Source organism: Streptomyces sp. NPDC127084, from assembly GCF_042724175.1.
Classification (GTDB): domain Bacteria; phylum Actinomycetota; class Actinomycetes; order Streptomycetales; family Streptomycetaceae; genus Streptomyces.
Genome location: NZ_JBHXFA010000020.1, coordinates 33,109 through 56,602, shown reverse-complemented (window position 1 = coordinate 56,602; position 23,494 = coordinate 33,109). Strand labels below are relative to the sequence as shown.

Annotated in this window: 20 protein-coding genes; all 20 read right to left on the bottom strand. The window is 67.3% G+C overall.

Going from position 1 to position 23,494, the window contains the following annotated elements; translation table 11 throughout:
- Window positions 1-146 precede the first annotated feature (146 nt).
- The gene (locus ACFWI9_RS07670) at window positions 147-401 is read right to left on the bottom strand and encodes a hypothetical protein (RefSeq protein ID WP_387159663.1); all 255 of its coding nucleotides are present in this window, start codon (window positions 399-401) and stop codon (window positions 147-149) included.
- A gap of 29 nt (window positions 402-430) precedes the next feature.
- On the bottom strand, window positions 431-1,276 hold the full coding sequence (locus ACFWI9_RS07665; RefSeq protein ID WP_387159662.1) for a peptidoglycan-binding protein: 846 nt from the start codon (window positions 1,274-1,276) through the stop codon (window positions 431-433).
- Between the two features lie 60 nt (window positions 1,277-1,336).
- A complete protein-coding gene (locus ACFWI9_RS07660) occupies window positions 1,337-1,693 on the bottom strand; it encodes a hypothetical protein (protein ID WP_387159660.1) in 357 nt (118 codons plus the stop codon).
- A gap of 101 nt (window positions 1,694-1,794) precedes the next feature.
- On the bottom strand, window positions 1,795-4,743 hold the full coding sequence (locus ACFWI9_RS07655) for a hypothetical protein (protein WP_387159659.1): 2,949 nt from the start codon (window positions 4,741-4,743) through the stop codon (window positions 1,795-1,797).
- A 2-nt stretch (window positions 4,744-4,745) separates the two neighbouring features.
- Entirely contained in the window at window positions 4,746-5,831 is a 1,086-nt protein-coding gene (locus tag ACFWI9_RS07650) for a hypothetical protein (RefSeq protein WP_387159657.1), read from the bottom strand.
- 2 nt (window positions 5,832-5,833) lie between these two features.
- On the bottom strand, window positions 5,834-6,763 hold the full coding sequence (locus ACFWI9_RS07645; RefSeq protein WP_387159655.1) for a hypothetical protein: 930 nt from the start codon (window positions 6,761-6,763) through the stop codon (window positions 5,834-5,836).
- 15 nt (window positions 6,764-6,778) lie between these two features.
- Window positions 6,779-7,672: a phage distal tail protein gene (locus ACFWI9_RS07640; protein ID WP_387159653.1), complete on the bottom strand. Its 894-nt coding sequence runs from the start codon at window positions 7,670-7,672 to the stop codon at window positions 6,779-6,781.
- On the bottom strand, window positions 7,672-11,940 hold the full coding sequence (locus tag ACFWI9_RS07635; protein WP_387159652.1) for a phage tail tape measure protein: 4,269 nt from the start codon (window positions 11,938-11,940) through the stop codon (window positions 7,672-7,674). Before ACFWI9_RS07635 ends, ACFWI9_RS07640 begins: the two co-directional genes overlap by 1 nt.
- A gap of 3 nt (window positions 11,941-11,943) precedes the next feature.
- Window positions 11,944-12,249, bottom strand: a complete 306-nt coding sequence (locus ACFWI9_RS07630) for a hypothetical protein (RefSeq protein WP_387159651.1) — start codon at window positions 12,247-12,249, stop codon at window positions 11,944-11,946.
- 26 nt (window positions 12,250-12,275) lie between these two features.
- On the bottom strand, window positions 12,276-12,884 hold the full coding sequence (locus tag ACFWI9_RS07625) for a hypothetical protein (protein WP_387159650.1): 609 nt from the start codon (window positions 12,882-12,884) through the stop codon (window positions 12,276-12,278).
- Between the two features lie 14 nt (window positions 12,885-12,898).
- On the bottom strand, window positions 12,899-13,393 hold the full coding sequence (locus tag ACFWI9_RS07620; RefSeq protein ID WP_387159649.1) for a hypothetical protein: 495 nt from the start codon (window positions 13,391-13,393) through the stop codon (window positions 12,899-12,901).
- A gap of 132 nt (window positions 13,394-13,525) precedes the next feature.
- Window positions 13,526-13,759 carry a hypothetical protein gene (locus tag ACFWI9_RS07615; protein ID WP_387159647.1) on the bottom strand — a complete coding sequence of 78 codons (234 nt, stop codon included), beginning with the start codon at window positions 13,757-13,759 and terminating at the stop codon, window positions 13,526-13,528.
- A 200-nt stretch (window positions 13,760-13,959) separates the two neighbouring features.
- A complete protein-coding gene (locus ACFWI9_RS07610; RefSeq protein ID WP_387159646.1) occupies window positions 13,960-14,391 on the bottom strand; it encodes an HK97 gp10 family phage protein in 432 nt (143 codons plus the stop codon).
- Window positions 14,391-14,795 carry a hypothetical protein gene (locus ACFWI9_RS07605; protein ID WP_387159644.1) on the bottom strand — a complete coding sequence of 135 codons (405 nt, stop codon included), beginning with the start codon at window positions 14,793-14,795 and terminating at the stop codon, window positions 14,391-14,393. The genes ACFWI9_RS07610 and ACFWI9_RS07605 overlap by 1 nt, the downstream gene beginning before the upstream one ends.
- A gap of 40 nt (window positions 14,796-14,835) precedes the next feature.
- A complete protein-coding gene (locus ACFWI9_RS07600; RefSeq protein WP_387159643.1) occupies window positions 14,836-15,261 on the bottom strand; it encodes a DUF6093 family protein in 426 nt (141 codons plus the stop codon).
- Window positions 15,258-15,695 carry a DUF6093 family protein gene (locus ACFWI9_RS07595; RefSeq protein ID WP_387159642.1) on the bottom strand — a complete coding sequence of 146 codons (438 nt, stop codon included), beginning with the start codon at window positions 15,693-15,695 and terminating at the stop codon, window positions 15,258-15,260. Before ACFWI9_RS07595 ends, ACFWI9_RS07600 begins: the two co-directional genes overlap by 4 nt.
- Before the next feature lie 84 nt (window positions 15,696-15,779).
- Complete coding sequence (locus ACFWI9_RS07590) at window positions 15,780-16,880, bottom strand: hypothetical protein (RefSeq protein WP_387159640.1); 1,101 nt, start codon at window positions 16,878-16,880, stop codon at window positions 15,780-15,782.
- A 100-nt stretch (window positions 16,881-16,980) separates the two neighbouring features.
- Entirely contained in the window at window positions 16,981-19,059 is a 2,079-nt protein-coding gene (gene fxlM, locus ACFWI9_RS07585) for a methyltransferase, FxLD system (protein ID WP_387159638.1), read from the bottom strand.
- A 20-nt stretch (window positions 19,060-19,079) separates the two neighbouring features.
- Window positions 19,080-20,336: a lanthionine synthetase C family protein gene (locus tag ACFWI9_RS07580; RefSeq protein ID WP_387159636.1), complete on the bottom strand. Its 1,257-nt coding sequence runs from the start codon at window positions 20,334-20,336 to the stop codon at window positions 19,080-19,082.
- On the bottom strand, window positions 20,333-23,269 hold the full coding sequence (locus ACFWI9_RS07575; RefSeq protein ID WP_387159634.1) for a lantibiotic dehydratase: 2,937 nt from the start codon (window positions 23,267-23,269) through the stop codon (window positions 20,333-20,335). Before ACFWI9_RS07575 ends, ACFWI9_RS07580 begins: the two co-directional genes overlap by 4 nt.
- Window positions 23,270-23,494: the final 225 nt, after the last annotated feature.

Genomic DNA, 23,494 nt, shown 5'->3' with positions numbered 1-23,494 from the left:
TATTTTGTAACCACCGGCGCGTGTGGAGTTCACGCCGGCGTATGGGCGGGTTGTGTGGGTGCTTCCACGCGGTCTTAGGCCCCAATCTAAAGTTGGGGCCCTTCTTCCCTACCTGGGCGACGTGAGCCGACGTCACGCAGCATCCGTCACTCGCGCGGCAGCGTCAGATGCGGCCCCTCGTACTTCGGGGGCCTCGCGTAGCCGAGCAGCCAGCCGAAGCGCGGTGACAGGTTCTCCTCGGCAAAGCGGAAAACACCGTAGTAGACGAAGATCGCGATGGGAGTCAGGACGCTGGCGAGGGCCGTCGCGTCCAGGTCGAGGCCGTACCGCAGGGCTACCGCGACGAGCCAGCCGGCCATCGCGGGCACGCCGGTGCGCAGGAGAGATGCGTACAGGTTCATGAGGTGGGCTCCTTGGTGAGGGTGCGGGGTCAGCCGAAGAGACGTGCCCAGGTCTGCGGGCCGGGGAGGCCGTCTGCGTCGGCCCCCGTCCACTTCTGCGCGAGCTGGAAGTCCCTGACATTCAGGCGGTCGGCTTCGCCCCAGTCGCGGGACGGCCCGACGCGGTAGTGCTTGCCGTAGCCGCGCCGGACGAGCTGCTGCCCGAGCGTGAGGATCGACGCGTTCGACTTGCCAGGCCCAAAAGCACCGCGGCCAGGGAACGGCGGCGGCGCCGGCTTGGGCGCTGGCTTCGTGGTCGGCCATTTCGGCATCGGCCCCGGGTCGTTGTGCGAGTTCTCGGGCACCTGCCCATGGCCGTAGTGGCCGCCCTTCGTCTCCCAGGTGCGTTCGCTCCGGTTCGCGTTCCAGGTGGGCGTGCCCATGGGCCAGGTATCGGGCACCCCCCAGCTCCTGGCCCAGGCCAGGATCTTGTCGAGCCCCTTGGCGGGAGTGTCCCGGACAGTCGCGTACGTCTTTCCGCCAACGCGGCAGTAGGGGAAGAACAGCGTCTCCACTTGGAGGCAGACCTTCCCCGTGCGGTTCGTCCGAGTGCCACCGGCGGCGTCGACGACCGACTTGGAACGGCTGTTGGCCGGATAGAACTGGGCGGTTCGTCCGGTGAACGGGTCCCAGAGGAGGTGCGGAGCGGCCCCACTGCCAACGCCCGTGAAGTACCGCAAAAGCTGGTCGAAGGGGACGAGGTCGACGGGCTTCGTCGCTGTGCCGTTCTTGTCCCAGGTGATGTGCCAGATCACTCGTGGGGCGTACTGGGTGTCTGTGGGTGCCGTGTCGCTGAGCGGGTGTCGTTCAGCTCCGGGCAGCCAGAGATCGGGCATGAGGCGCGTCCTGCTTCTCCCCCGCGCCGTGAGCGATCTTGAGTTGCGTTGTTCGTTTCGTTACGGGCTGCCGCGGGCGGCGAGCAGCAGTTGCAGCGCCGTGAGGAGCACCGGCGCGATGAACGCGGAGATGATCAGACGTCGGTTGGTACTTGCCTGCTCGCGGTCCTGGTCCCGTTCGGTCTTCACGGTCTCTAGCTCGCGTTCGAGGGTGTCGATGCGCAGAGCGAGGTTGCGCTGATCGGCGCGGTAGACGTCCACGGTGACCACCTGGTTGAGACGGTTCGCCAGAGCGGCGATGTCGCTGCGAAGATCGTCGCGGAGCTGTGCGAGATCGTCGCGTTGGTCCTCACGCAACTGGACTACAGCGCGGTGCAGTTCCCACAGCGTGGGTTCCGCGCTCGGCGGGATGCTCACCGCGTGCTCCTTCGGCGATCGGTGGCCCCGCGCCACACCTTGATCATACGGCCACGCGGAATGCCGCCAGCTCTGCGCGACCGAGCCCACCGTGGATGCGTCTACTTGACGTACGTCACGCGCAATTTCGGCGGATAGGTCTGACCTACGCCCTGGGCACGCCCATAGTAGGTCTTATCACTACTGTTAGGATCCAGAGCGATTCCGCGCCAACTCACGCTGTCGAATACAGCGGTTATGTCGACCCACTTTCCGACGTTCTTTCCCCAACTGATCGTCTGCGACTCGCTGTCTGAGCTGAATGTCGATGGACGCGAGGTGAATTTGTGCGCCCTGATGACAGCCTTGCCTCCGTCGTTGTAGTACCAGTGATCAAAGTAAAGGTATATCTCGGCTTTCTGAATGACGGCGCCGGAAAGGTCGGTACCCAGCGAGGCGGGGAATCCGATCAAGCTGGCTTGCATTCCGTTGGTGGAGCTGTAGTAACCCTGCAAGCACTGGTTTGCGTAGTAGGAGTTGTACCCGCCTCGATTCGCGTAGCTTCCGGACCAAGACGCATCGTAGGTTTTGACGTACGTCTTCTTCGGCTGCGTTGTCGTCCCACCACCCGTGTTGTACAAGCCGGTCTCCAGTACCGACGGGCCAACATCCTCGATGTACATGATGCCCTGGTGACTAGCTCCGCCAAAAAGGCGTACTGTCTGCCCGCTGGGGCCGTCCTGGCACCGGAAAGTGATGAGGAGGCGATGCAGCCCTGCCCCGAATGAGGCGCCTGAACGTACTGTCTCCAGGCGAATACGCCGATATCCAGCCGTGGGCATAGGATAGATTCCGGACTGGATTTGTGGTGACGAGATCGACGGGGTAGACGCGCCCCCGTCCTTCAGGGCGATGACGAGTTCGCCACCGGCTACCGAGGGGTCTGCGTAGCAGTCCAGGACGACGCGATACATGCGACGAGCATCGGCGTCGAAAGACAGCTCGACAAAGCCGTAGTCGGTGCTCCCCGCAGACACTGAGGTCGCCTGGTAGTCGACTGCGACCAAGCCGCGAGCAAAGCCCCCCAGGTACGTTTCGAACGGATCGCCAGCGATGGTGAGATTGCCCGCGACGGAGAGGTCCGCAACACCGGTGTTGCCTCCTTGGTCGATCGTGGCGACAGCGCGGCCGTCGTTCGTGAGCGTCAGATAGTTGGGGGCGCCAGTGGTCAACGAGATCGCCTCGCCCCCAGAGTCGTCGTACAGGCGCAGGCCCTGTGGCGAGAGCTCGGCACGAGCCCCATTGCCGGGCGTGGAGAGCACAGCGCGGCATTCGACGTTGTCGAAGTAGGCCATGCCGATGGTCGTCGTGCTGTCGGCACTGTCGACGCCGACCCTCACTTTGCCCTGTGTAGCACCGGCAGGGACGGTGACGACTTGGGAGATGCGCTGCCAGGTCCCGTCGGTGACCGGGGCGGACACGACGATGCCGTCAGAGCTGAGGCGGGTACCTGCCTCGTCGTAGAAGCCGAGGAAGACCTTCACACTCGCACCGGCGAAGTCCGTGCTCGTCTTGTAGTCGGCCGCGAGCCAATAGCGGTCCCCGGGCATCATCGGTGACGTCGCGTGCTGCACCCATCGGTACGCCCCGGCAGCCGGGGTGATCCGCAGGCACTTGGCTGAGTTGTTGCCGCCGCTCTCAACCGCGAAGATCGCCGGGTCCTGGGTGGCCAGGCCGGCCGCGATGACACCGGTCTCATAGGATGCATCGCCAACAAGGTTGCCGGTGGTGCCAACGGCGAGCGTAGAGGCGGACAGCGAGCCTGCGACGACGTGACGTGCGGTGAGGCTGTTGGAAGCTACCTCGTCACCGGTCAAGGACATCGCCTTGACCTCCCGAGCGGTGAGGGTCTTTGCGACGACCTTCTCGCCAGTGACTGACGCCGCTGCCAGCTCCTTTGTTCCGATGGACTCCGCGAGCACCATGCCTGCGGCGACGACAGTATGGATTGCCACGTTGTCGAAGTCCGCCGTGCCAGCGGAGATCCGGAAGGCTTGCAGCCCTACCGCGGCGGTCACTGTTCCGGCCGGCGCCTGCACTTGCTGGCTCATGCGTGCCCATGCCGCACCGGGGGCGGGCTGCGCTATGGCAGTGCCGTACCCGAGCACCGTGCCGGCGGAGTCCTGCCAGCACAGGAAGAAGCGGACCGAGTCTCCTGCCCAGTCTGCGGAGACGCGGTAGTCGAGCGCCAGGTAGAAGCGGTTCCCTGGGGATACCGGCAATTCGGTGACGAGCAGGGTCAGGGACGCTGCCGTGGTGTCGGCAGGGGTGGCGCGCAGTGCCCGCGGGGAACCGTTGCCGCCGACCAGGCTCCAGGCGCCGTTCGAGGCGACGAGGTGCTCGGTGAACGGTCCCTCGAACGAGGGGTCGGGCATGAGGTTGCCCGTGCCGACCCCCAGTTGGTTGTGCCCGACTGCCCCGATCTGGAGCTTGGCTCGTGATACGGCTGCCTCTGCAAGCGCCGTCTCGTCAATGATGCCGTCCAGCACCTGCTGGGCAACGACCGGAGCTGGGCCGACTGGTCCACTCTGTACGGACGGTTCCGACGCGACACCAGAGGTGTTGCGTACCAGCAAGCGGACGTACATCGGCTTGCCGGTCGGGATGATGAGTGTGCCCCCGCGTGGGGATTCGAGCGTGCCACGCAGCGTGGCCGCACCGGGGAGGAAACTGGCAAGGCTGGCGGCATGGACTTCGGTACGGGCGAAGTCCAGTGGTGCAGCTACCGCATCGTTGAAGGCTCCTTCCCATGTCGCAGCCACACCTCCGAGAACGGAGGTGAGTGTGGGCTGGCTCGGGGTGGGAGGCGGTGGCGCGTTGACCACGTTGACGCCGGTAGAACCGTCCGGCTGCTGGCCGATGACCGCGCGCAGAGAACCATCATCGTCATAGACGTCGATGGCTCCGTTCTCGATCGATGAGTACGCGAGCTGGGCGGTACGGCTGGTGCTGTCGAGGCGCCGCTCGACGGCGGCGAGTCGGGCGGCGAGGCTGGCGATCTGGTTGGCCATGCTCAGACTCCGTAGGTGTAGCGGTCTGCCCGCGCCAACTGCACGGTGACCTGCTCGGGGGTGTCACCGGATGGCGGCTTGAGCGTCCAGCCGGTGATCCGCGACCAGCCGTCGTACTGCGACCACTCGTCGTTCAGTCGCACCCTCACGTCGTCTCCAATCTGGAAGGAGCCGATCCGGGCCGCGGGATGGTCACGGAGGACGACCTCGGTGACTTCGCCGATGACCGACCGGTTCACCCGCTCGGTGCGGGTGCGGGCGGCTAGCCTGTCTGTGGCCTTCTCCGTGGGGACCTCGAGTACGTGTTCCAGGCGCAGGCGGCCGTTGCGGGCCGCGTCCACGGTCCGGCGCCGTGAACGCCCCTCCCCTGCACCCAGGCCGATGACGACCTGGGCGTAGCTGTCGGCGTCAAACTCCACCGGCACTGTGGCGGCGACATTGATACCGGACGTGAAGCTGATGTCCTGGCGACGGGTGCCCAGCCGAGGCCACCCGATCCGGATGCGCTGCGTCGGGGTGTCTCCCGACCAGGCGACGGACTCGGTCCACTCGGGGCCGCCGGCGACTGCCACCATGTCGTCGACGACCGTGCTGAGGGTCGGCGCCTCCCACCATGCGGTGGAGTACGGCTCAGCGGGGGTGCCGACCTTCGCGTTGGACCTCGTCACGTCGACCGCTACGCGCAGATCGCCGTCAGGCTGGGCTTGGCAGTACGCCCAGGCGTCGCGGATCACACCGCACGGGTCGGCGGAGACCCAGGGGCCGCGACCGTTGAGATTGCCGTGAATATCGGTTCGTCTCGTCAGGTACGAGCCGAAGCCGCTGGCTTCGATACGGAGTTTCTGGCCTTCCGGCTCTGCGCGCCAGATGACACCGCCCCACAGCAGGGTGCGGTCCCGCTCGGCGAAGATCAGCGTCGTTCCGGGGTCCACCTGCTCCGGGGTGAGGTGCGACAGCCGGGGCGCGATGACGCCGGTGAAGCTGCCCGGCCCGCAAAGCTCGGGTCCGAACTCGACTTCGGTGAGCGGGAGATCCTGTGCGAGGGTGGCACCGGTCAGGGCGTGTGTCGTCAGGTAGCGGTACGACATCGTCAGATGACGCCCTCGGTGAACTCGACGTCGAGAACGAAGCTGGTGGCGCCGTCTACCACCAGGTCGCCGGTTTCGCTCTTGTACATGTACGTGTCGAGGTAGACCGGCACGGTAGTCCCGCGCATCGCGGAGGGGATCAGGAGGGTGTCGGCTAGGACGATGGTGTTTCGGCGTGTGCCGCTGCCCTGGTCGTCATCAATGGAGACGTGCTGGCCGGCCACTCCGCCGATGACGTTCCGCATCAGGGCAAACACGTTGGCTCGCCGCAGGGCGATGCTGGAGACCATGGTGATCAGCTTTGCTTGGGTGGCCCATGCGGGCACCGCAATGTTCCATCGTGCGGCAGGCGGCCACGGGTGCCACTTGTTGTCCGAGTAGCCCAGCGTCGACGCTGTATTCGGCGATGAAGTGAAGAGGCTGCGGGAGCGCCTCGGATTGGCGATAGCCCGCAGGTCCTTGATCATCGCGTCCGTGACCGTGGCGGTGTTCGGCGGGATATCGAGTCGGGCAAGCGGGATGGCCGTCATTCCTGTCGGCGCCGCGGTGGCAGTCGCCGACACGTTGGGGATGACCTGGAAGTAGCCGATGTCGTCCTTGGCCGGGTCGCGGTTGCCCTCGTACTCGGGGTCCTCAACTCGCTGTACCAGTAGGTCTGACCGGCCAGTGGCTCCGGTCGGTGCGACGGGCACGATGGCGTCGCCGACGTTGTACTGCGTGTAGGAGCCCTGGCCCCACGAGGCACCGCGTATCACGGACGATCCATCGCCGACTCGCACGCCAGAACCGGGCGTGGAGAGCTGCCGGACCTTCAGGTCGTTGCCTTCAGTCACACCCTGGGATCCGCGTGCCAGGTCTCTGACCATCATCCTGAAAGCACGGGCCGGGTGGGTGCCGCCATGGGTGAGCATAGGCGGCTGGACGAGAGTCACAGCAGCACTCCTTTCTTACAGAGCCGTCCACGCGGACCGCCAAGAGACAGTCAGACGTGTGGTGTTGGTGTAGTCAGCGGCCGTCCAGCGGATCTCGCTACGGCCGGGCGGGATCTGGAAAAGGTCCAAGCGCGATGCGTTGGACAGGGCGTTTGCGGCGTTCCCGCTGCCGTTGCGCAACACCCAGCGCGTACCGGGCCGGGTCTCGATGTCGATGCGCTCGCCGACACCGAGGGTGATGTCGAGGTCGAGGACGCGTCCGGACTCAACGTGCAGAATCCGAGGATTGGCGACGGGACCAGTGATCCGGATGGACGGCCACGCCGCTGTGTTCCCATCAGCGACCACCCAACCCGGCCTGGTGTCCGGAGTGGCAACACCGGTGGTGATGGGCGCGACAAGGGGGGCGGTGAACCCGCCGCCGCTGTGGCTGATGTCCAGGGGCAAGGTGACGCTGGAGACCTCGTCGTCATTGAATCGCGGATCAAGCGCGGTGAACTCCAGGTCCAGCGGTATCCAGCCGTGGACGGCTTGAGCGGTGGAGACAGCCTCGGCACGCCGGATGCGGCCAAAGAGGACCTTGGTGCCGCGTCCGGGCCACCGCAGTCGCAGTTGCGCAAGGGCTCCAGCTCTGCGGCGAACCTTCGCATTGGCGGCGACTGCCTCGATCTCGGCGAGCTTGTCCAGTGCTGCTGCCGGGTCGCCAGGTGTCCGGATGCCAGCTTCGATCCGTACCGTGCGGGGCGCGTACAGGTCGACCCCAGGGAACGCGCCGTCGTCGGCAGGGTTCAGCACGTCCTGCGTGCGCAGCTCGGCAGAGCCGAGCCCTTCGACGTCGGCCACCGACACGACGGTTCCTCGGCCGATGACAACTCCGGCGAAGTCGATCTGCCAATCAGCCAGGGCCATCAGATCCGCCCCCCGCGCTGCGCGTTCCGCAACCGCCGCATGATCTCCCCCGACAGCTCCTGCGGGGAGCCGTCGCGGCCGTGGACGGTGATGGGCATGCTCTCCACCAGCGCCCTCGGCTGCTGCTGGACGACGGTGACCTTGACGGCGGTCGGCGGCCGGGCATCGACAAGCTTCGGCGCGGAGGCAGCCGCGCCAGCGCCAGACAGGCGCATCCCGAATCGAGTGGCGACGTCGTGCAGAACGGCCAGCGCGCTGCCCCGCTTCGCGGCACCCAGCGGGATGAAGGCTTCGCCACCAGTGCTCGGCTCTGCGAATCGGACGATGCCACCGGAAGTGGCGTAGAGGCCGGGCGTGAGGATGCCGCCGTTGGCGTAGGACAGTCCCCGGTTGGCACGGTTCAGGTCGGCGAAGAACTTGGCGCCCTTCGAGCCGAGGGCACTCTTGAGACGGGCCAGGCCGAGGTTCGCAATCTCGATGATGTGGTCCTCATCGAGTCCCGTGGATTCGGCCACCGCGTGCAGGCCGGTGGTCTTGCTCTTGATCGCGCTGATGATGGCGACCAGATCGGGAAGGTCATCGCCGGGAATCGTCTTGCCTGCGCTCTTGGCGGCGTCGTTCGCCGCCTTCGCCTTCTTTCGGTCCTTCACTGCTTGGGCAGCGAGATCCGCCGCGTCCTGGTCGCCCTGCTCAGCCAGGCGCTTGGCCAGGTCTCCGTATCCGCCGGCGGCGAGCTTCGCGAGGTTCTTCTCGAAGCCGGTCTGGTCCTTGACCGCCTGGCGGAGCTGCCCGGTGTACTCACCGAGACTGGCCTTCGAGGCCGCGGCCAGCTCCCGCAGGTCCTTCGCCATCGACCGGACATAGCGGGAACTGCCGGTCGCCATCTTGCGGGTGAGCGACACCCCCTCCTCGCCCATCTCCGCCAGAGCGTCAGCCACGTCCTGTCCGGCACGTCGGGCCACGGTGTCAAGATCGCGGCGCCAACGCCGTGCGGTGGTCACGGAGGAATGCAGCTTCTTCGTGAACAGAGCGAGGCTGAAGTTGCCCTTCTTGTCCTGTGAGTCGGTGGCCAGCCCGGACAGGGAGTAGAGGGTCTGCGGCCGGTACGTGAACCCGGACAGGCCCCCATCGGCGTGATAGGAAACCTCGCCTCCGAAGCGCCGTGCCACCTCCTCCAGGATTCGCTTGGACCTGGCCCGCTTGGCTCCGGCGAGCGGGATGTACGCCTCTCCTTGCGTCTCCGGCTCCGCCCATACCCGCCATGCGCCGGCTGGAGCGATCTGTGCCGTGTGGTTCTCTCGGCGCACACCACCGCGGGCGTAGAACTCGAGGAGGCCACCGTTCGCCTGCCTTTTGGGGGCCTGGATTCCATCCGGGACGCCGTTGCCGTCCTTGTCCCATGACGTGGGCGTGACCTTGGCAACGAAGGGGATGACGACGGCTGCGGGCTTGTTGACACTGACGGTGATCGTCTTTGTCCCGGGGATCCGGCCCACGGATGCCCCGATGCCGTCGAGCTGGCTCTGCACCGCGGCCATGTCGCCGGACAGCAGGGCACTGGTTAGCGCGGATGCCGCTTCGGTGCCCTTCGTCTGGGCGACCGCGACGATCAGACTGAGCATGCCCGACCACTCGGCGTTCGACTGGACGCCCGCAGCCTTGAATGCGCCAACGACCCCGTTGAGGTCAGGTGCACTGATGGGCAGGTCCGCACCGTAGAGGGCACCGAGCTGGGAACGGATCTCGGTGATGTCACCTTTGAGGAAAGACTGCGCGAGCGAGGTGGACGCTTCCTTGCCGTGCTTGGCCGACACGTCAGCCAGTAGGTCCATGCCCTGTTCGAGCTGAGCGACGGCCGCCTTGGGCAGCTTCTTCGCTGCCTTCTCCATGTCGGCGACAGTCATGTCCTGCATGACCCGAGCCAGCTTGCCGGGATCGTTGGTCGCTGCGGCGTCGGCCCAGGACTCTGCGATCTCTTTGCCGTACTTCGCTGAGATGGCGGGGAGCTGCTCAAGTCCTGCGCGAAATGCCGGCGTCGAGCGGGCGGAGGACTCCTGGATGATGGATTCCAGCTCGTCGGCAACCTTGCCCTTGCCGCTCTTGAGCTGCTGGACGAGCTCGGCGAGGATCGGCGCGGAGTCTGCCCCGAGGTCGGAGAAGTGATCGGCAAGATCCAGGCGTCCGGCGACCGCGAGCTCGCCCAGGTTCTTCTGGAATTCGCGCTGGGCCTTGAGTTGCTTGCGCAGCTCGGTGACGTAGTCCGCGAGGGATGCCTTCGACGCGTCGGCTGACCGGCCCGCCTTCCGGTTGGCTTCGGCCACCTTGTCCTGCGCGGTCTTCCACGCCTTCGCCGGATCAACGATCGAGGAGAGGGACTTGGCCATCGCCTCCATCTGATCGGTGAACTGGGGCGAGCCGTTCTTGTCCGTCGGCAGAGCCTGTGTGAGGTCCCAGGCTCCGAGCATTTCGCGCCGGTTGTGTTTGATCTTATTGTTGACGATGGCCATGTTCGCGGCAAGCTCGGACTCCTTCTTGACCGCGTTGCTCCAGATCGTGTGCTGCTTGTCCAGGACCTTCTTGGCGGCATCCCATTCAGGGTCAGGCGCATACGAGCCCCGATCCCAGGTCAGCGATTCCTGGGCATCCAGCTCGTCCTTGAGCTTCTTGAGCTTCGCGCCGCCCGAAGTGATCGCGTCGATGGCAGTGGCAACGTCGATCCCGGCAGCCTTGAGCTTCTTGACGTCGTCGCTGTTCGTCAACTGCTCGGTCAGGGTGCGCAGTCCGGCTCCCTGCTCACCCTCCTCCCTCTCCTTGCGGAGAGCCTCAACCAGTTCTTCCGTCGCGGCCTTCGCCTGCTGCTTGCTGGCTGAGTAGGCCGCGTAGACGCCGACACCGATGGCCATCAGTGTGGTCAGACCGGCAACGGCGATCCCGGCGCCGCTCAAGACCGCGGGAAAGGCGGAGCCGCCTGCTCGGGCCGCCGCGAGTTCTGTCCGGAACACGGTGAGCTGCGCACCGAAGCGCAGGAAGGCCGCCTTGGCCAGCAGGGCCGCCGCAGACAGCGCGAGCACCACGCCCATGAGTGACTTCACGGGTCCGGGCAGGTCGTTGATCGCCCCTGCCAGCACATTGAGGTACTCCCCGACGCTCTGTAGCGCAGGCAGCAGCACACGCGCCATGTCGATACCGAGGGCAGCCGCCTGGTTTTGGAACAGACTCCACTGGCCAGCGGTGGTGTCCATCTGGATGGCGTATGCCTTCTGCGTCGCGCCGGCGCGCTCGACCTCCTGGCTGATGCCCTGGTAGGTGTCCGCATAGTTCTTGCCGTCGGCGGCCGAGAGCGCAAGCGCGGCCCGTACCGCACGGATGTCTTTCAGGAGGGGGACGAGTTGGTCGGCGCTTCCGCCGGTCGCATCACGGACCTTCTGCATGACGACGTACAGGCCGTCCTGCTGGAGGGCTGCGGCTGCCGACTCGTATCCGAAGCCCTTGATCATGTTGGACAGTTCCTGGGTGGGCTTCATCATGCGCGTCAGCAGCATGTTCAGGGCCGTGACGCCTTCGGCGGCTGGGATGCCCGAGAGCGTCACTGCCGCAAGTGCCGAGCTGATGTCCTCGAACTTGACGCCTGCCGCCGCTGCCATCGGCACGACGTCGCCGAGCTGCTGCGCCAGCTCGTCAAACGACACGACGCCGTAGTTGACGGTCTGGAACATGACGTCCATGACGTCGCTGGCCTGAGTGGCGTCCATTCCGTACGCCTTCAGCACGCCGAGGAGGGCGCGGGCGGACGTCTCCGTCGTCGTCAGGCCGGCCGCGGCGCCGCGGGCGGCTACTCGCAGGATCGACATGGCGTCCGCGCCGTCGAAGCCCGTCGAGACGACCTGGTACAGGCCCTCGGCGAGCTGGTCGGCGGACTGCGGAAGCTGTGTGCTCAGCTCAACGATCTGGTCTGTGAAGTGGCTGATGTTGGTGCTGTTGATCTCCTTCGAGATCGTCATGACGTTCGCCATGTGCTTCTCAAGCTCGATGGCGTTTCGCACGCCCAGGGCGAACGCGCCACCGAGGGCGACGCCCATCACGGTGAACCCGGTGGCCATCGCGCGGCGGGTCCGTTCCGACCGCGCTGCGAGCGCGTTGAGGTCGCCGTCGAGGCGGCGCACCTGCCCGCCGAACGCGGTGACCTGCCCCGCTGCTGTACGTAGACCTCCCACCAGGCCGGTCACCCCGGCCTGGACCTGGACGTAGAGGGTGTAGGCCCCAGCCACTGGCTATGCCTTCTTCCTGGGCCGAAGCCCGACCTTCACCCCACGCCCTTCCGGACCATCCGGTACTTGCTCCTGCTCCATGGCGATCAGCTCGCAGCCGACGCACCGGTGTGTCTCGGTGACGTACGCAAAGCGGTCGCCTCCTGCTTGCTCGTCCCACTCCTGTGGCCGGGTCCCACACGACTCGCAAACGGTGCGCGAGTAGGCGAGGTAAGCGACGGCCTTCGCACGGTCCAGCGCCGACCAACGCCCGTCTCCCGCGCCGGTGAACTGGGAGTGCGGTATGCCGTACGAGGCGCAGACCTCCATCTCCGCCCGGTAGCCGGGGTCGGAGATCAGCCTTTTCCCAGGTCGGTCCTCAGCGTCTGGTTCGCGAGGAGGGCGGAGGTAAACAGGGCCTTGGCTTCCGCATCCGACCAGGTGTCCAGGAGTTCTTGCGCCTCCTGCTCGGTCATCCCCGGGACCTCGGTGCCGTCCAGGTCCCGTTCGATGTGGCAGGCGGCGATGAGCGCGGCCGGGTAGGTCTCGACGTTGTACTCCATGCCTTGGTCGGCCTGGGCCTCGGTCGGAGAGTGATCGCTCAGAAGGCCCTCCCACACCGGTCGCGGAAGGGCTCGGAAGGTCAGAACGTCCGTCGCATCCTCAAGGGCCTGCTCGGCCTTGTCGAGCCGGAGCTGTGCGGCAACCACGTCGGGACGGGCGGCGATCCAGTCCTCACGGTCGACCTCCGCGACGCCCTGCTCGACCGAGTCGGCACGAGCTGCGGTGCGGGCCTTCGCCAGCTCCAAAGCGGCATCGGTGGTGTTCTTCTTCGCCTCGTCGTCGTCGCACACCCGCAAGGTACGCTCTGGCAGCTTACGGGCCTTGAGCCTGGCCATTTTGGCCGACCAGTGGGCGTCCCGGGCGACTGCGGCGGCGGGAGGTTCGTGGCTGGTGGTGGTCATGCGGCGCCCCCGGCTCAGATCGTCTTCGCCGGCACAGCGGCGTCGAGGGTCGGCTCGTCGGTGATGCCGAAGGTGACCTTGAATTTGGCGGGTTCGCTGGCCGTGGAGTACGACGGGCTGCGGCTTCCGACCCGGACTGGGAAGACGTCCATCGACTTCGACTGGGCGATGTCGCCCTTGCGCAGGATGACGATGAAGCCGGTGACACCCTTGGACAACAGGGTCTCGATCACATCGCTGACCTTGTCCTCATAGAAGGTCAACGAGCTGTTGTCTGCCTTGTCCTCGCCCGGGATGGTGGTGGCGAAGGAGCTGCCCATGTCCGGGGTGTCGATAGGCGTGTTCTCCAGAGACCACCCCTCGACGTCGGAAATCGTGTCCGACAGGTTCGTGGCGTTGCTCGGCCCAAGTTCGGGGCGGGTGGGAATGTTGCTATCGGAGGCGATCTTCTGAAGGAAGTAGAAGAGGGTGGTGCCTCGGCGCATGAAACGCTGCTGCGTGGTGGACACGCGACTCTCACTCTCCGGGGACAGTGTCAGCCCCGGAATGCGGCAGGCCCGTCCCCAACAGATCAAGCTGGGAGTCGGCCCGTACCGAGTGGTCGGGCGTCCGCGATGGGCCTCCGCGGTGAGGTGGGTGGGCTAGCTGCCGAGGGTGGTTACCTCGATCGCGAACCTCTGAACGTAACTGTATACGCCGCTGGCGACAGCCACTCCTTCCTCTTTGTCCAGCTCACGGGACATGACCACGTAGCCGGTAGCAGCGATCGGGTAGGTGTAGCCAAGTTCCGTGCGGGCGAGCATCCCAGCCCGGACCTTGTCCGCCATCCACTCAGCCTGCTCTGCCGTCGTGGCAACTGACGTGACCTGGTACACGATTCGAGCGTCTGCGCTGGCGTCACCGAAGGGCGGCCCGTCGCTCGTGGAGCCCACGGGGTAGAGCACGCAATACGGGGTCGCGGCTCCTGTAGGCAGGTTGCTCGCGGTGGGGGCCGTGCCGTATCCGCAGGACCGGCCGGTCGCCGAGCCGAGCATCGCCTGAACGGCGAGGCTGACAACTCGTCCGGAGACCGCCATCAATCCCCCACCGCCGCTCCGACTGCCGCAACGAACGCAGGTCGGACCCGCTCGATTGCCGGACCCACATGAGGGTACGGCGGCTGGTTGTAGATCCTTCCCAAAGAGTCGGCCCCGACGAACCCGTACTCCAGACGCCTGCCCTGCGGCTTGTTCGTTCCCACAGTGGCCTCGACGGTCAACCCGTTGGTTGTGAACTCATGAGTCCAAGATCTGCGGTAGTCGCCGGTCGGCGCGTTCGGACCCGGCCTTCCGCTCGCATTGGCCTTGATCGCGGTCTCCAGCAGCATGGCGTAGTGCTGCACGACGCTGGCCACCGCGGGCAGCGCGGCTCCCGCGCGGGCGTTCAGCAGTGCGGCGATCTGGGGAGCGTTGCTGTACGCGCCCGCCGACGGGTGCGCGTTCGGGTGCGGGTTCCTCGGGGAGGCCATCAGCCCGTCTCCTGGTCCTGGTCGAAGTCCCCCCGCGCCCACTGCTGAAGTTGCGCCAGTACGGCCTTGGTGAAGCCGTGCGGTCCGCCGTCCATGTCCGGCCGGGCGAGCGCCGCCTTCTCCAGCAGCCCTGCGTCGATGGCCGAGAGGAAGTGGGCCGCTGCCGGTCCCGGCTCGTGCGGAACCCCAATGGCAACACGGGCATTGCCGTCAAAGTCCGGGGGTGGACGGCCCGGCGCGAATTGGAGGACCAAATCTGCTGGGTATCCCGCCTGTTGGTGAATCGTGTAGCCGGAGACGAGATGCGAATAGTCCGTCCCGTCTATCCGTATTGAAGCCCTGCTGCCGTCCGTCGTGACCCAGACCTGCTGAATGTCGGCGGGTGGGGTGTCCGTGATCTCCATGCATCGAGCGTAGGACGATTCGCGGACATCCCGATTCGCCTCAGGACGGCGGCGTGATCTCGTCCAGCCGCGTCACCCGAACCAGCTCCACCGTCGATGCCTCCGCCGGGTCGAGGACCTGCCAGATCCGACCGCCGGTTGCTGCGCTGCCCGAGTGCGCGCCAGTCACCTCGACCCGGTCGTATCGAGCAGGCACCGGCGCCCCAAGCGGCGTAAGCAGCCGGTACCAGGACACCGTGTCGTCAAGCCACTGCTTGCCGACGATTCCCTCGGCGGTCACCTGACCATGGCCGGACAGCATGGCACCAGGCCCTTCGTAGACCAGGTCCGCTGGCACCTCGCCGACGAGGCCGGTAACAGCGTCGAGTGCCGGCGTCCCGGTGGGCCGAGTGACTCGAACGGTGTCGAGCAGGAGCTTGGCCTCCAGCTCCCGCCGCACCTCCTCTGGATCGATGGCGGTGCTCACGTCACGGCCCCCGTCGTCTGCGTGTTCTGGTCCACCCACGTGGTGCGGACGATGCTGAGGGTGGAGGTCTCCCCGATGTCGATCACTCGCCACGTCCGGCCGATGGCCGACTCGTCGTCCGCCTGCACGACGGTGACAGTGTCTTCGCGGGAGGCGACCTGCGCTGACAGCGGGGTCAACAGTCGGTACCGGGAAGGGGTGTCGTCCACGTACGCCTGCCCGGCGAGGTGCAGCACGACGGACGGGCCACCGGTGGGAAAGATCGCTCCCGGCCCCTCGTAGATCGTGATGGGAGGACCGGGCTCGTACTGCCCCGTGTCCGGGTTGAAGACCGGCTCGCCAGGCCGGTAGATGCGGATCTTGTTGGTAAGGATCTTCTTCTCGACGATTGCGCTGACGGCCCCCAGAGTCAGCCCTTCGGTAGGTGCGCTCATGCGTTCGAGCGTAGCCGTGCTCACGGACAGCCCGGATTCCGTGGCTGCCGATGCCCCGGGTCGGGTGCCGTCAGGTCGTCGTACTCACGCCGCAGCCGCTGACGATTGGGTTATCACTGCCTCACTGCGGTCCAGCGCCGTCGAGAGGTCACTCGCCAGCTCATCGGGAAGGAGTTCCGCACCCAGTCCACAGACCCGGATCAGGTCGCGGCACGCACGGGCTTCGCCGTCGGTGGCGAGTGCGGCGAACAGCGCGTGCGAGATCAGGTCGCGGGCGGCATATCCGTTGAGTGACGCAGTGGCCCGCCGCATCAAGTCCTCGACAAGCGGGCGGGCTCTGGGGTGCTCCGGCCCGACCGCGTCAAGGACCGTGAGGCCGAGCCGGGTGTCGAAGACAGTCAAGCCCGGCTCCGCCTCACGGCCGAGGAAGGTGTTCACCAGCTCGGCCACGCTGCTGTCGTCTCGCTGCGGGACGTCGCGTCGGGACAGCACCGTCAAGCACGCGGTGACAGCCTGCTCCCACGGCTCGCCGGGGGCTGTGTCGGCGAGCAGCGCCGCCGCACGGTTCTTGCCGCCCTCCGTCAGGGCTGCCACTACGGCGACTTGGCGGCCGTCAAGCATCCTTGTGCCCACGCCCCGGTGCTGTTCGATGTGAGCCAGTGCTTCGCGCCAGCGTCCTGTGGTGGTGAGGGTGCGGGTGCCGTCGGCGAGCACCACTCGCCAGAGCCACGCGTGGACTTCTCGACGGTCCTCGACGGTCGCGGTCAGTGTGGCTGGCACGGTGATGTCCTCAAAGACGGCGGTGCTACCAGTGCCGACGGCCTCGTACAGGCCCAGAAGTCGGTGACGACCGTCGTCGGTCTGGCCAGCGCGGATCTGCAACCGGGCAAGGTTGACCAGGGGCTCCAGGGCGCGAATGGCGCGCGTGGCGGATAGCGGGCAGGCGCGAAGGTAGGCGCCAGCGTGCCGATGGCACAGCGACCGGGCCAGGTCAGGGAGACCAAGGTCGGAGGCGAGGAGCGCAGCGCCGTTGAAGACGGCAGAGGCTGGTCCTTCTTCGTACTGCTCCACCGCTCTGTCGGCCAGGTCCACCAAGGCCCGCACCCGGGCGGGCAGCGGCGGGCAAGCCGGCCGGACCCGGGCAACGAGAGGAAAGCGCGTTGCTATCGGACCGTGTGGATCCATGAGTCCCCCTGGGGCGACGGGTGCGCGATGAAGCGGAGAAGGAACAGCGGTGCCCGTCACTCGCGCAGCGGGCACCGCAGCCATCACTCGTTGGCTGGCGTCACCGCCAGTCGACGACGATGCGGTTCAGCGGAGTGTCGAGGGAGAAGACGCCCGAGGCTTGCTCGATCGCGGGAGCGTTCAGGTCCTGGAGCTCGAACCTGGCCTCGCGACCCCGGTACTGGCGGTCCCAAGTGCGGACCGCGTCGGCGACCCGCGCGGACAGCTCGTCGCTGCCGGGGCCGTGGCCGATGACGCCGAACTCCCAGAGCTTGCCGCCCTCGGGAGTCTTGTTCTCCGACAGTCGGCGGGCGAGGTACGTGCAGGCGCCCTTGTCCACGGCCGCGGTGGACGACGGGTAGGGGTCGTCCGTGAGGACTGTGCCCTTGGCGTCTTTCGGGAACAGCATCCGGATCAGCCCGCTGGGCAGCGAGCAGGAGACGAAGAGCTCCATCCACTCCGGTGACTCCATGGCCCGGAAGGTCACCCCGGTCCACTGCTCGGTGCGTGGTTGCTCCAGAACCTCGGCGAGTGCGTCAGCGTCGATGTTCTGCCCTGCGGGAGCCTGGAGCCGGACGGTGCCGTCGACGTTGAGCGGGATGGCCCTGCGGTCGTCGTCGGCGATACCGCGCCGCAGAGGCATGAAGGTGTTCATCTCCGAGCTGATGGACACCCAGTGTCCGTCGCGCTGCTCGTAGACGATGGAGCGTGAGACGCTGCCCTTGAGCCGCTGGGGTGTGACGAGCCGTCCACCGGGGGCGAGCTGGGAGAGCCAGGCGTGAGGAATGCCGTGTGCTCCGACGGTGGCGATGATCCGGTCGTACGGGGCGTTTTCGGCGTGGCCGAGTGCACCGTCGCGGGTGACCGCCTCGACATTGGAGACCCTGGCAGCGGCCAGGTGCGCGCGGGCACCCTCGACCAAGTCGTCATCCACGTCGATGGTGGTGACGTGTCCTCCCGGCCCCACGAGCCACCCAAGGAGTGCGGCGTTGTAGCCGGTCCCCGCGCCGAGTTCGAGGATGCGCTCGCCGGGCTGTGCCTGGAGCTGGTCCAGCATCAGAGCGACGACGGCTGGCTGCGAAGCGCAGGAGATCGAGGTGCCGTCGGTGTCGTACTTGATGTTCACCGGCGCATTGGCGTACGCGTCGCTGAGTGAGGCGTTCGGGACGAACAGGTGCCGCGGCACGGCTCGCAGTGCGCGTTCGACCGCGGGGGTGGTGGCGTGTCCTTCCCTGCGGATCTGGTCGACAAGGGCGGTGCGGAGCCGGGAAGCGTCGGCTTCGGCGGTGGTGGCTGTGTCGGTGTTCACCCCGCTGACGCTATCGATGGACGAGCCGAATTCGGCTGCTGACGCGGTGCGTTCACTCGATCCCATGACGACCTCTCGTGCGATGTGGGCCATGGTGTGCTGATCTTCCAGGGGAAGCCCGGCACGGTTGGCGTGGAAGACGATGTGATGGGCGATGACGGCTCGCAGGCCGCGTGTGAGCCAGCCACGGCGGGCCAGGTCAGCGAGTGTGGATCCGGCCTGTACGAAGACTTCCACCCAGTCGGCATGTCCCGCGAGCGGTCCGGTCGGGCCACAGAGAGAGCGGGTATCGACGGTCATCAGCTTGCGCATCGCCGGCGTGAGAGCGACCGTGCGCGCGGGCGGAAGCTCCGGCGCGTTCGGCCGCAGCGCGAGGACCTTCGCCCACACGTCGCCCTGCTCGTACCAGTCTTGTCCGGCCCCTCGCATCATGGCGCTTGCCAGCAGGACGGCGGTCTCCCGGCGGCCCAGAGATCCAGGCTGCGGCAGGTAGGTGAGCAGATGGCGACTGTCGTGGTGGAAGAGGTCGTGAGCGATGTCCATGGCGAATTCGCCGCCGAACGTGAACTTCTCGGGTTCGTAGATCCCAGAGGTCCACTTGGTGATCCGACCGTCGCTCTGTAAGGCATCCAGGAGAGCCCTGATGACGTCGGACGCGGGTCCGTCGCACTGGTAGCGCAGCGGCCAGGGCTGCTTGTTCATGAACCACCAGCGGTGAACCCCTTGGCTCTCCGTGGCGTTCAAGGCTGGCGCGAGGATGTCGGCGGCGACCTGTCGGCCCGTCTCGCGATCGGGAAAGGTGATGTTGTGCTGGTGCCATTGGGTGAGCATCAGTGTCCTTACTGCGGCGGTCAGGCGATCAGAAGACAGGAGTCCCACGCGGTGCTGGGGGGCACGGTGCTGCTGGGTGCGAGCACTGCCAGGGCGATCCCGGCTGCACCGTCCAGCAGCCCCGGACCCTCCGGGGCGAGAGCGAGGGCGACGGCTGCTTTCTCCGCATCGGTGCCAGGCGGGTGAATCACGTGGAGCAGAGCGGGGATCAGTGCCCGTAGCTGTCCCGCGGTCGTGGGCAGCGCGTCGTCGGCCGCGCGGGCGGCGACGTGGGCAAGGCCGGCGTACCCGTGGCACAGCCCGCTGTCGTTGGTCGCGGCGAGCTGGGCGGGGTCCGTGAGGGCGCTGATCAGCGCGTTCTCGGCCAGGACCTGCCGGTCGGTGTCGCCGAGGGCCATCGAGGCAAGCTGCTGGGCACGGCAGAGGCCCGCGGCGCCGTAGCACCACGAGGGGCGCAGCGGCCCGGTCTGCGGCGGGATGCCGCCACGCAGGTCGGTGACCCAGTACGGCCAAGTTGTTCCTCGGCCGGTGTCGATGCTCCAGCGGTCCAGCCAGGCACAGATCGTGCGGATGGCTCCGAGGTGGCCGGGCACGGTGATCCCTCTGCGGGCGGCCAGCGCAAGCAGGGCGAGTGGGCCGCCGATTCCGTGTGCGACACCGTGGTTGGAGTGTCCGTCAGGGAAGCGATCGTCGGCTCTGCCGGAGGGGCCGGACTTGGTCCACCAGCCCGGCACCGTTCCTGCTTCGGTGGTGATCGGCTCGGTCAGGCGCACGAGATACTTCAGGACGGCCCGGAGCAGGTCACCGTCAGGGTTGCGGTGCAGCAGGTAGGCGCCATATCCGGTCAGGCCCCGGATCGCGTCGAACTCTGCGAGGGCGGGCAGACGACCACCGTCGAGTCGATCGCCTCCGGCGGCGAGTCGCCTGCGGACATCGGCGGCCAGGTGCCGGTCGAGGTTCGCGAGGGCGTTGCGGTACGCACCGGGGAGCCGGTCGGCGGCGCAGGCCAGTGCATGGGCCATGGTGGGTGCACCGTAGTAGGGGTGGCTGTCAGGGCCGCAGGTGAGCGCGGCACTCCCGGCAGCGGCAAGCCAGTCGTGGGCACGTTGCCACGGCGCCATTTCGCGGGCGGCCAGTTCGATGTGGAGCAGGGCGATTCCTGGTGCTCCGTAGGCGAGTTGCTGAGCCCACCCGGGCTGAGGCCCTGCCACGTGTTCGGGGTCGGCCAGTCGGGTGCTGATCGCGGTGATCAGGCCATCGAGGGAGTGTGATGTCATGCCGCTCCCCCTCGGGCTGTCCACGCCAGTGCGGCGGCTCGCGCGAGGTACCGGCAGATGTCCTCTTCGGCGAAGTCGATGCCGACAGCCCGGATGAAGTGCATGTGCAGCAGGGAGGTCAGGACGTGATCGGCGTCGATGCCCTCCGTGTCCGGCCCTGGCACGTGGGCGCGGTAGGCGGACAGGTTCATCTCCCGGTCAGCCCATGCCTCCACAATGGGTGACCCTCGCGGTGTGGCGCGCAGTGCTGCCCAGTCCTGGGAGGGGTCCGCGAGCCGCACAGCCTCGCTGAAGACGCTACGGGGGACCGTGGCCGGGGCTGTGGAAGGAATGTGGTCGATGAGCCAGCGCATCCCCTTCGCGGGGCTGCCGAGGAAGTGGACGGCGATAGCGACGGAGTGGGCGGCTATCAGCGCCCGATGGTCAAGGCCAGAACTCTGGCGGGCCTGGGCCAGTACCGCGCGTGAGTCGGCACGGAAGACCTCTTCGGCTGCCGCCCACGCTGCGCGGGACCCCCACCGGCCCGTCTCCGGGTAGGAGGTGGGGTAGCGCACTTCTCTGAGCAGACCGGCCTGGTGCAGGCTTCCGGCCCAGGCGCTCACCACTCGGGCGGTCTCCCCGAACGTGTCGGGGTCGGGCAGGTCTATCCGCAGCCTGAGGTGATGGTCGGGGTCGCGGAACCGGACGAACCACCACCGGGGCTGGCCGAGCTGTTCCAGGAGGGCGGGAAGGTAGTCGGCGAGGATGGTGTCCTGACGGCGGATGTCCCCGTACAGGCAGGCGAGCAGCACAGGTGACGCGGCGGGCCGCTGCCCGTGGTCGCGCCCGATGACCCGTGCCCGGGTGGGTTGCGGCAACCTCGGCCACGCTGGCGGCGCGGTCGCTTTCAGGGGGATGACGACTTCGTGGGCACGGCCCGCACACCAGCCCCACTGCTGTGGAGCTTCGGTCAGCACCGCGGCCTTGCCTCGGTCGAGGTGGGCACGCAGCAGCACGCGGTGGCCGGGGAGGTCCAGGTCGAGCGCGAGCATCCGGTCCCCCTGGGTCAGGTAGACCCGCGACGGGACACGACGGGATGTGAGCCATCCGCTCAAGGAGCGGTCCCAGGTACTGAACCGCACGCTGGAGAGCGGAAGTTCCTCGGGCCTCAGCCGCCAGCGCGCAGGCGACAGCACAGTCCGCCCGTAGCGCAGGCGCGGCAGGAACGGCAGGGACCGCGCCGCTCCCCAGTCGAACGTGCTGACAGTGGCGCACTGGGCGCGGCTCAGCTCCGTGAGGAACCGGGCAAGCGGCGGTGTGTGGACGCGCAAGCTCAGCGCGTGCATGCCCACGGCTTCCACCCGGTGGCCGAGAGTCGGCGCCGCGAGGTACATACGGCGGCCGTCGCACCCCACCGCCAAGTCCTCCACCGTCAGCACGTCGCGGGCGAGGTCGCGGTGCTCATCGAGGCTGATCACCAACGGCAGCACACGGGGGGACCTCGCGATGTGGGCGGTCGTCGGGTCGAGCGGCGGAAACGAGAGCTGCGCCGCCACCGTCGTGTCATCGCCGCCGGGCAGGTCCGAAAGTTCCGTGATCAGCGATGCGCGGCCCGCACCGGTCACCACGTTGAGGAACCGGCCGATGCCCACTCCGGCTCCCCGGGACACACTGCCCACCTCCAGCCGGAAATCACCGCGCTGAAGGCCGGTAACGCTCGCCGCGTGCACCCGCACCGCCACCTCCAAGTGCGGCGGCAGCCTTACCGGACTCGGGCCTCGCTCCAGAGAGGAGATCAGCACGTCGTCCAATGCGATCTCGTCCCTGCCGTCGAGCACCGCGTCCTGTACCAAACGGAGCAGTGCCTCATCGCGTTCGGTAGGCGGGCGCCGCTCAGCCGCAGGCGATCCGGGATAGCCGTCCGGGAAACCAATCCCGCTGTCAGCCACCACGTCGAGGAGCGGCACGAGCGAGCCGATGCCGAACCGCTCGTAAAACCGCTGGTGGTATGCCTTCCACACGGTTGTCCCATAGGGGGCAGGGCTGAGCCGTGCGAGGGCCAGCGCGGCACGCTCCGTCTCTCTGGCCACCTCCTGAGGCAGGATGACCTTCGCGTCCAACCGCAGGTCCACCGCCAGCGGATGCCGCCGTACCGGAACAACAGCGGTCATCCGCCTGGCGACCTCTTCCCTGGCCGCACGACTCTCGACCACAGGTGCTGCCGAACAGTTGGCCAGTCCCGAGTGGATGTCCCGCATCTCCGCCACCAGGGCGCTGATCGGTGCAACGCTTGGGACACCCGCCGCGTCCAGGTGTTTCAGAAGGTGTCCCAGCGCGTCGGTTTCGGTGGCAGGCGCGTGCAGGCAGGTCACGAGGACGCGCCGGGAGACCAGTTCGGCAAGCAGACCCATCACGGTCTCCGGGGCAGCCTCGGGAAACTCGGCGCCCAATTTCGCCGCCAAGTCCTCCACGAGGATCGGCACCCGGGCAGCGGTCACCGCCGCTTGCACCGGAGCTGTGTTTCTGAGCGACACCTCGACCGCGCCGACGCCACCCTCCCGCGACGCGGGAAGGTACGGCACGATCAGCCGGTCACCGCGGACCATCAGCGTGGTGCCCGATACCACCGAAAGCCGCAGCAGCAGCTCGGGGCACGCCTCCAGGTGGGCGATCGCCTCGACCAGCCACTCCGCCGAAGCCGTCACGACCGCACGATGCTCCAGGCCCCAACGCACGCGTGCGACGGCATCGAAGCGCGCCGGCGTCACTCCCGCGAAGTAGCCGAAGGGCGTGGCCCGCTTTCCCGCCCGAAGCATGTAGCGGGCCACGGACAACGCGGCTCGACGGATGTCGCGCGGAGCCGCATCCCCCTCCTTGCAGAGCGTGTTCACCTGCTCGGCCAGCGCGGGGCTGGCGTAGCGCAACTCCTCGGCGACCCCATCGATGGCCCACACCGCGCGCAACCAAGCGGCCTGCTGCGTGGCCTGCGCAGGGGTGGGAGCTGCATCGGTGAGATCGGGCCAGCGCGGAAGAGCCGTCGGCCTGGCCGCAGCACGCACAAGAGCACTGCCGTAAGAGCGGAACACAGGAGCCGGAGCGGCCACGTGAACCTCCGAGAGGGAAGGGGAACTCAACGGGTGGCGGGAATGTGACGGTGGTGCCGCTGCCCGGGAGTTCCC

Bases quoted from the DNA above. Each gene is read 5' to 3' on its own strand.
- ACFWI9_RS07670 (WP_387159663.1), bottom strand. From the start codon at position 401: ATGAACCTGTACGCATCTCTCCTGCGCACCGGCGTGCCCGCGATGGCC.
- ACFWI9_RS07665 (WP_387159662.1), bottom strand. From the start codon at position 1,276: ATGCCCGATCTCTGGCTGCCCGGAGCTGAACGACACCCGCTCAGCGAC.
- ACFWI9_RS07655 (WP_387159659.1), bottom strand. From the start codon at position 4,743: ATGGCCAACCAGATCGCCAGCCTCGCCGCCCGACTCGCCGCCGTCGAG.
- ACFWI9_RS07650 (WP_387159657.1), bottom strand. From the start codon at position 5,831: ATGTCGTACCGCTACCTGACGACACACGCCCTGACCGGTGCCACCCTC.
- ACFWI9_RS07640 (WP_387159653.1), bottom strand. From the start codon at position 7,672: ATGGCCCTGGCTGATTGGCAGATCGACTTCGCCGGAGTTGTCATCGGC.
- ACFWI9_RS07630 (WP_387159651.1), bottom strand. From the start codon at position 12,249: ATGGAGGTCTGCGCCTCGTACGGCATACCGCACTCCCAGTTCACCGGC.
- ACFWI9_RS07625 (WP_387159650.1), bottom strand. From the start codon at position 12,884: ATGACCACCACCAGCCACGAACCTCCCGCCGCCGCAGTCGCCCGGGAC.
- ACFWI9_RS07610 (WP_387159646.1), bottom strand. From the start codon at position 14,391: ATGGCCTCCCCGAGGAACCCGCACCCGAACGCGCACCCGTCGGCGGGC.
- ACFWI9_RS07605 (WP_387159644.1), bottom strand. From the start codon at position 14,795: ATGGAGATCACGGACACCCCACCCGCCGACATTCAGCAGGTCTGGGTC.
- ACFWI9_RS07595 (WP_387159642.1), bottom strand. From the start codon at position 15,695: ATGAGCGCACCTACCGAAGGGCTGACTCTGGGGGCCGTCAGCGCAATC.
- ACFWI9_RS07590 (WP_387159640.1), bottom strand. From the start codon at position 16,880: ATGGATCCACACGGTCCGATAGCAACGCGCTTTCCTCTCGTTGCCCGG.
- fxlM (WP_387159638.1), bottom strand. From the start codon at position 19,059: ATGCTCACCCAATGGCACCAGCACAACATCACCTTTCCCGATCGCGAG.
- ACFWI9_RS07580 (WP_387159636.1), bottom strand. From the start codon at position 20,336: ATGACATCACACTCCCTCGATGGCCTGATCACCGCGATCAGCACCCGA.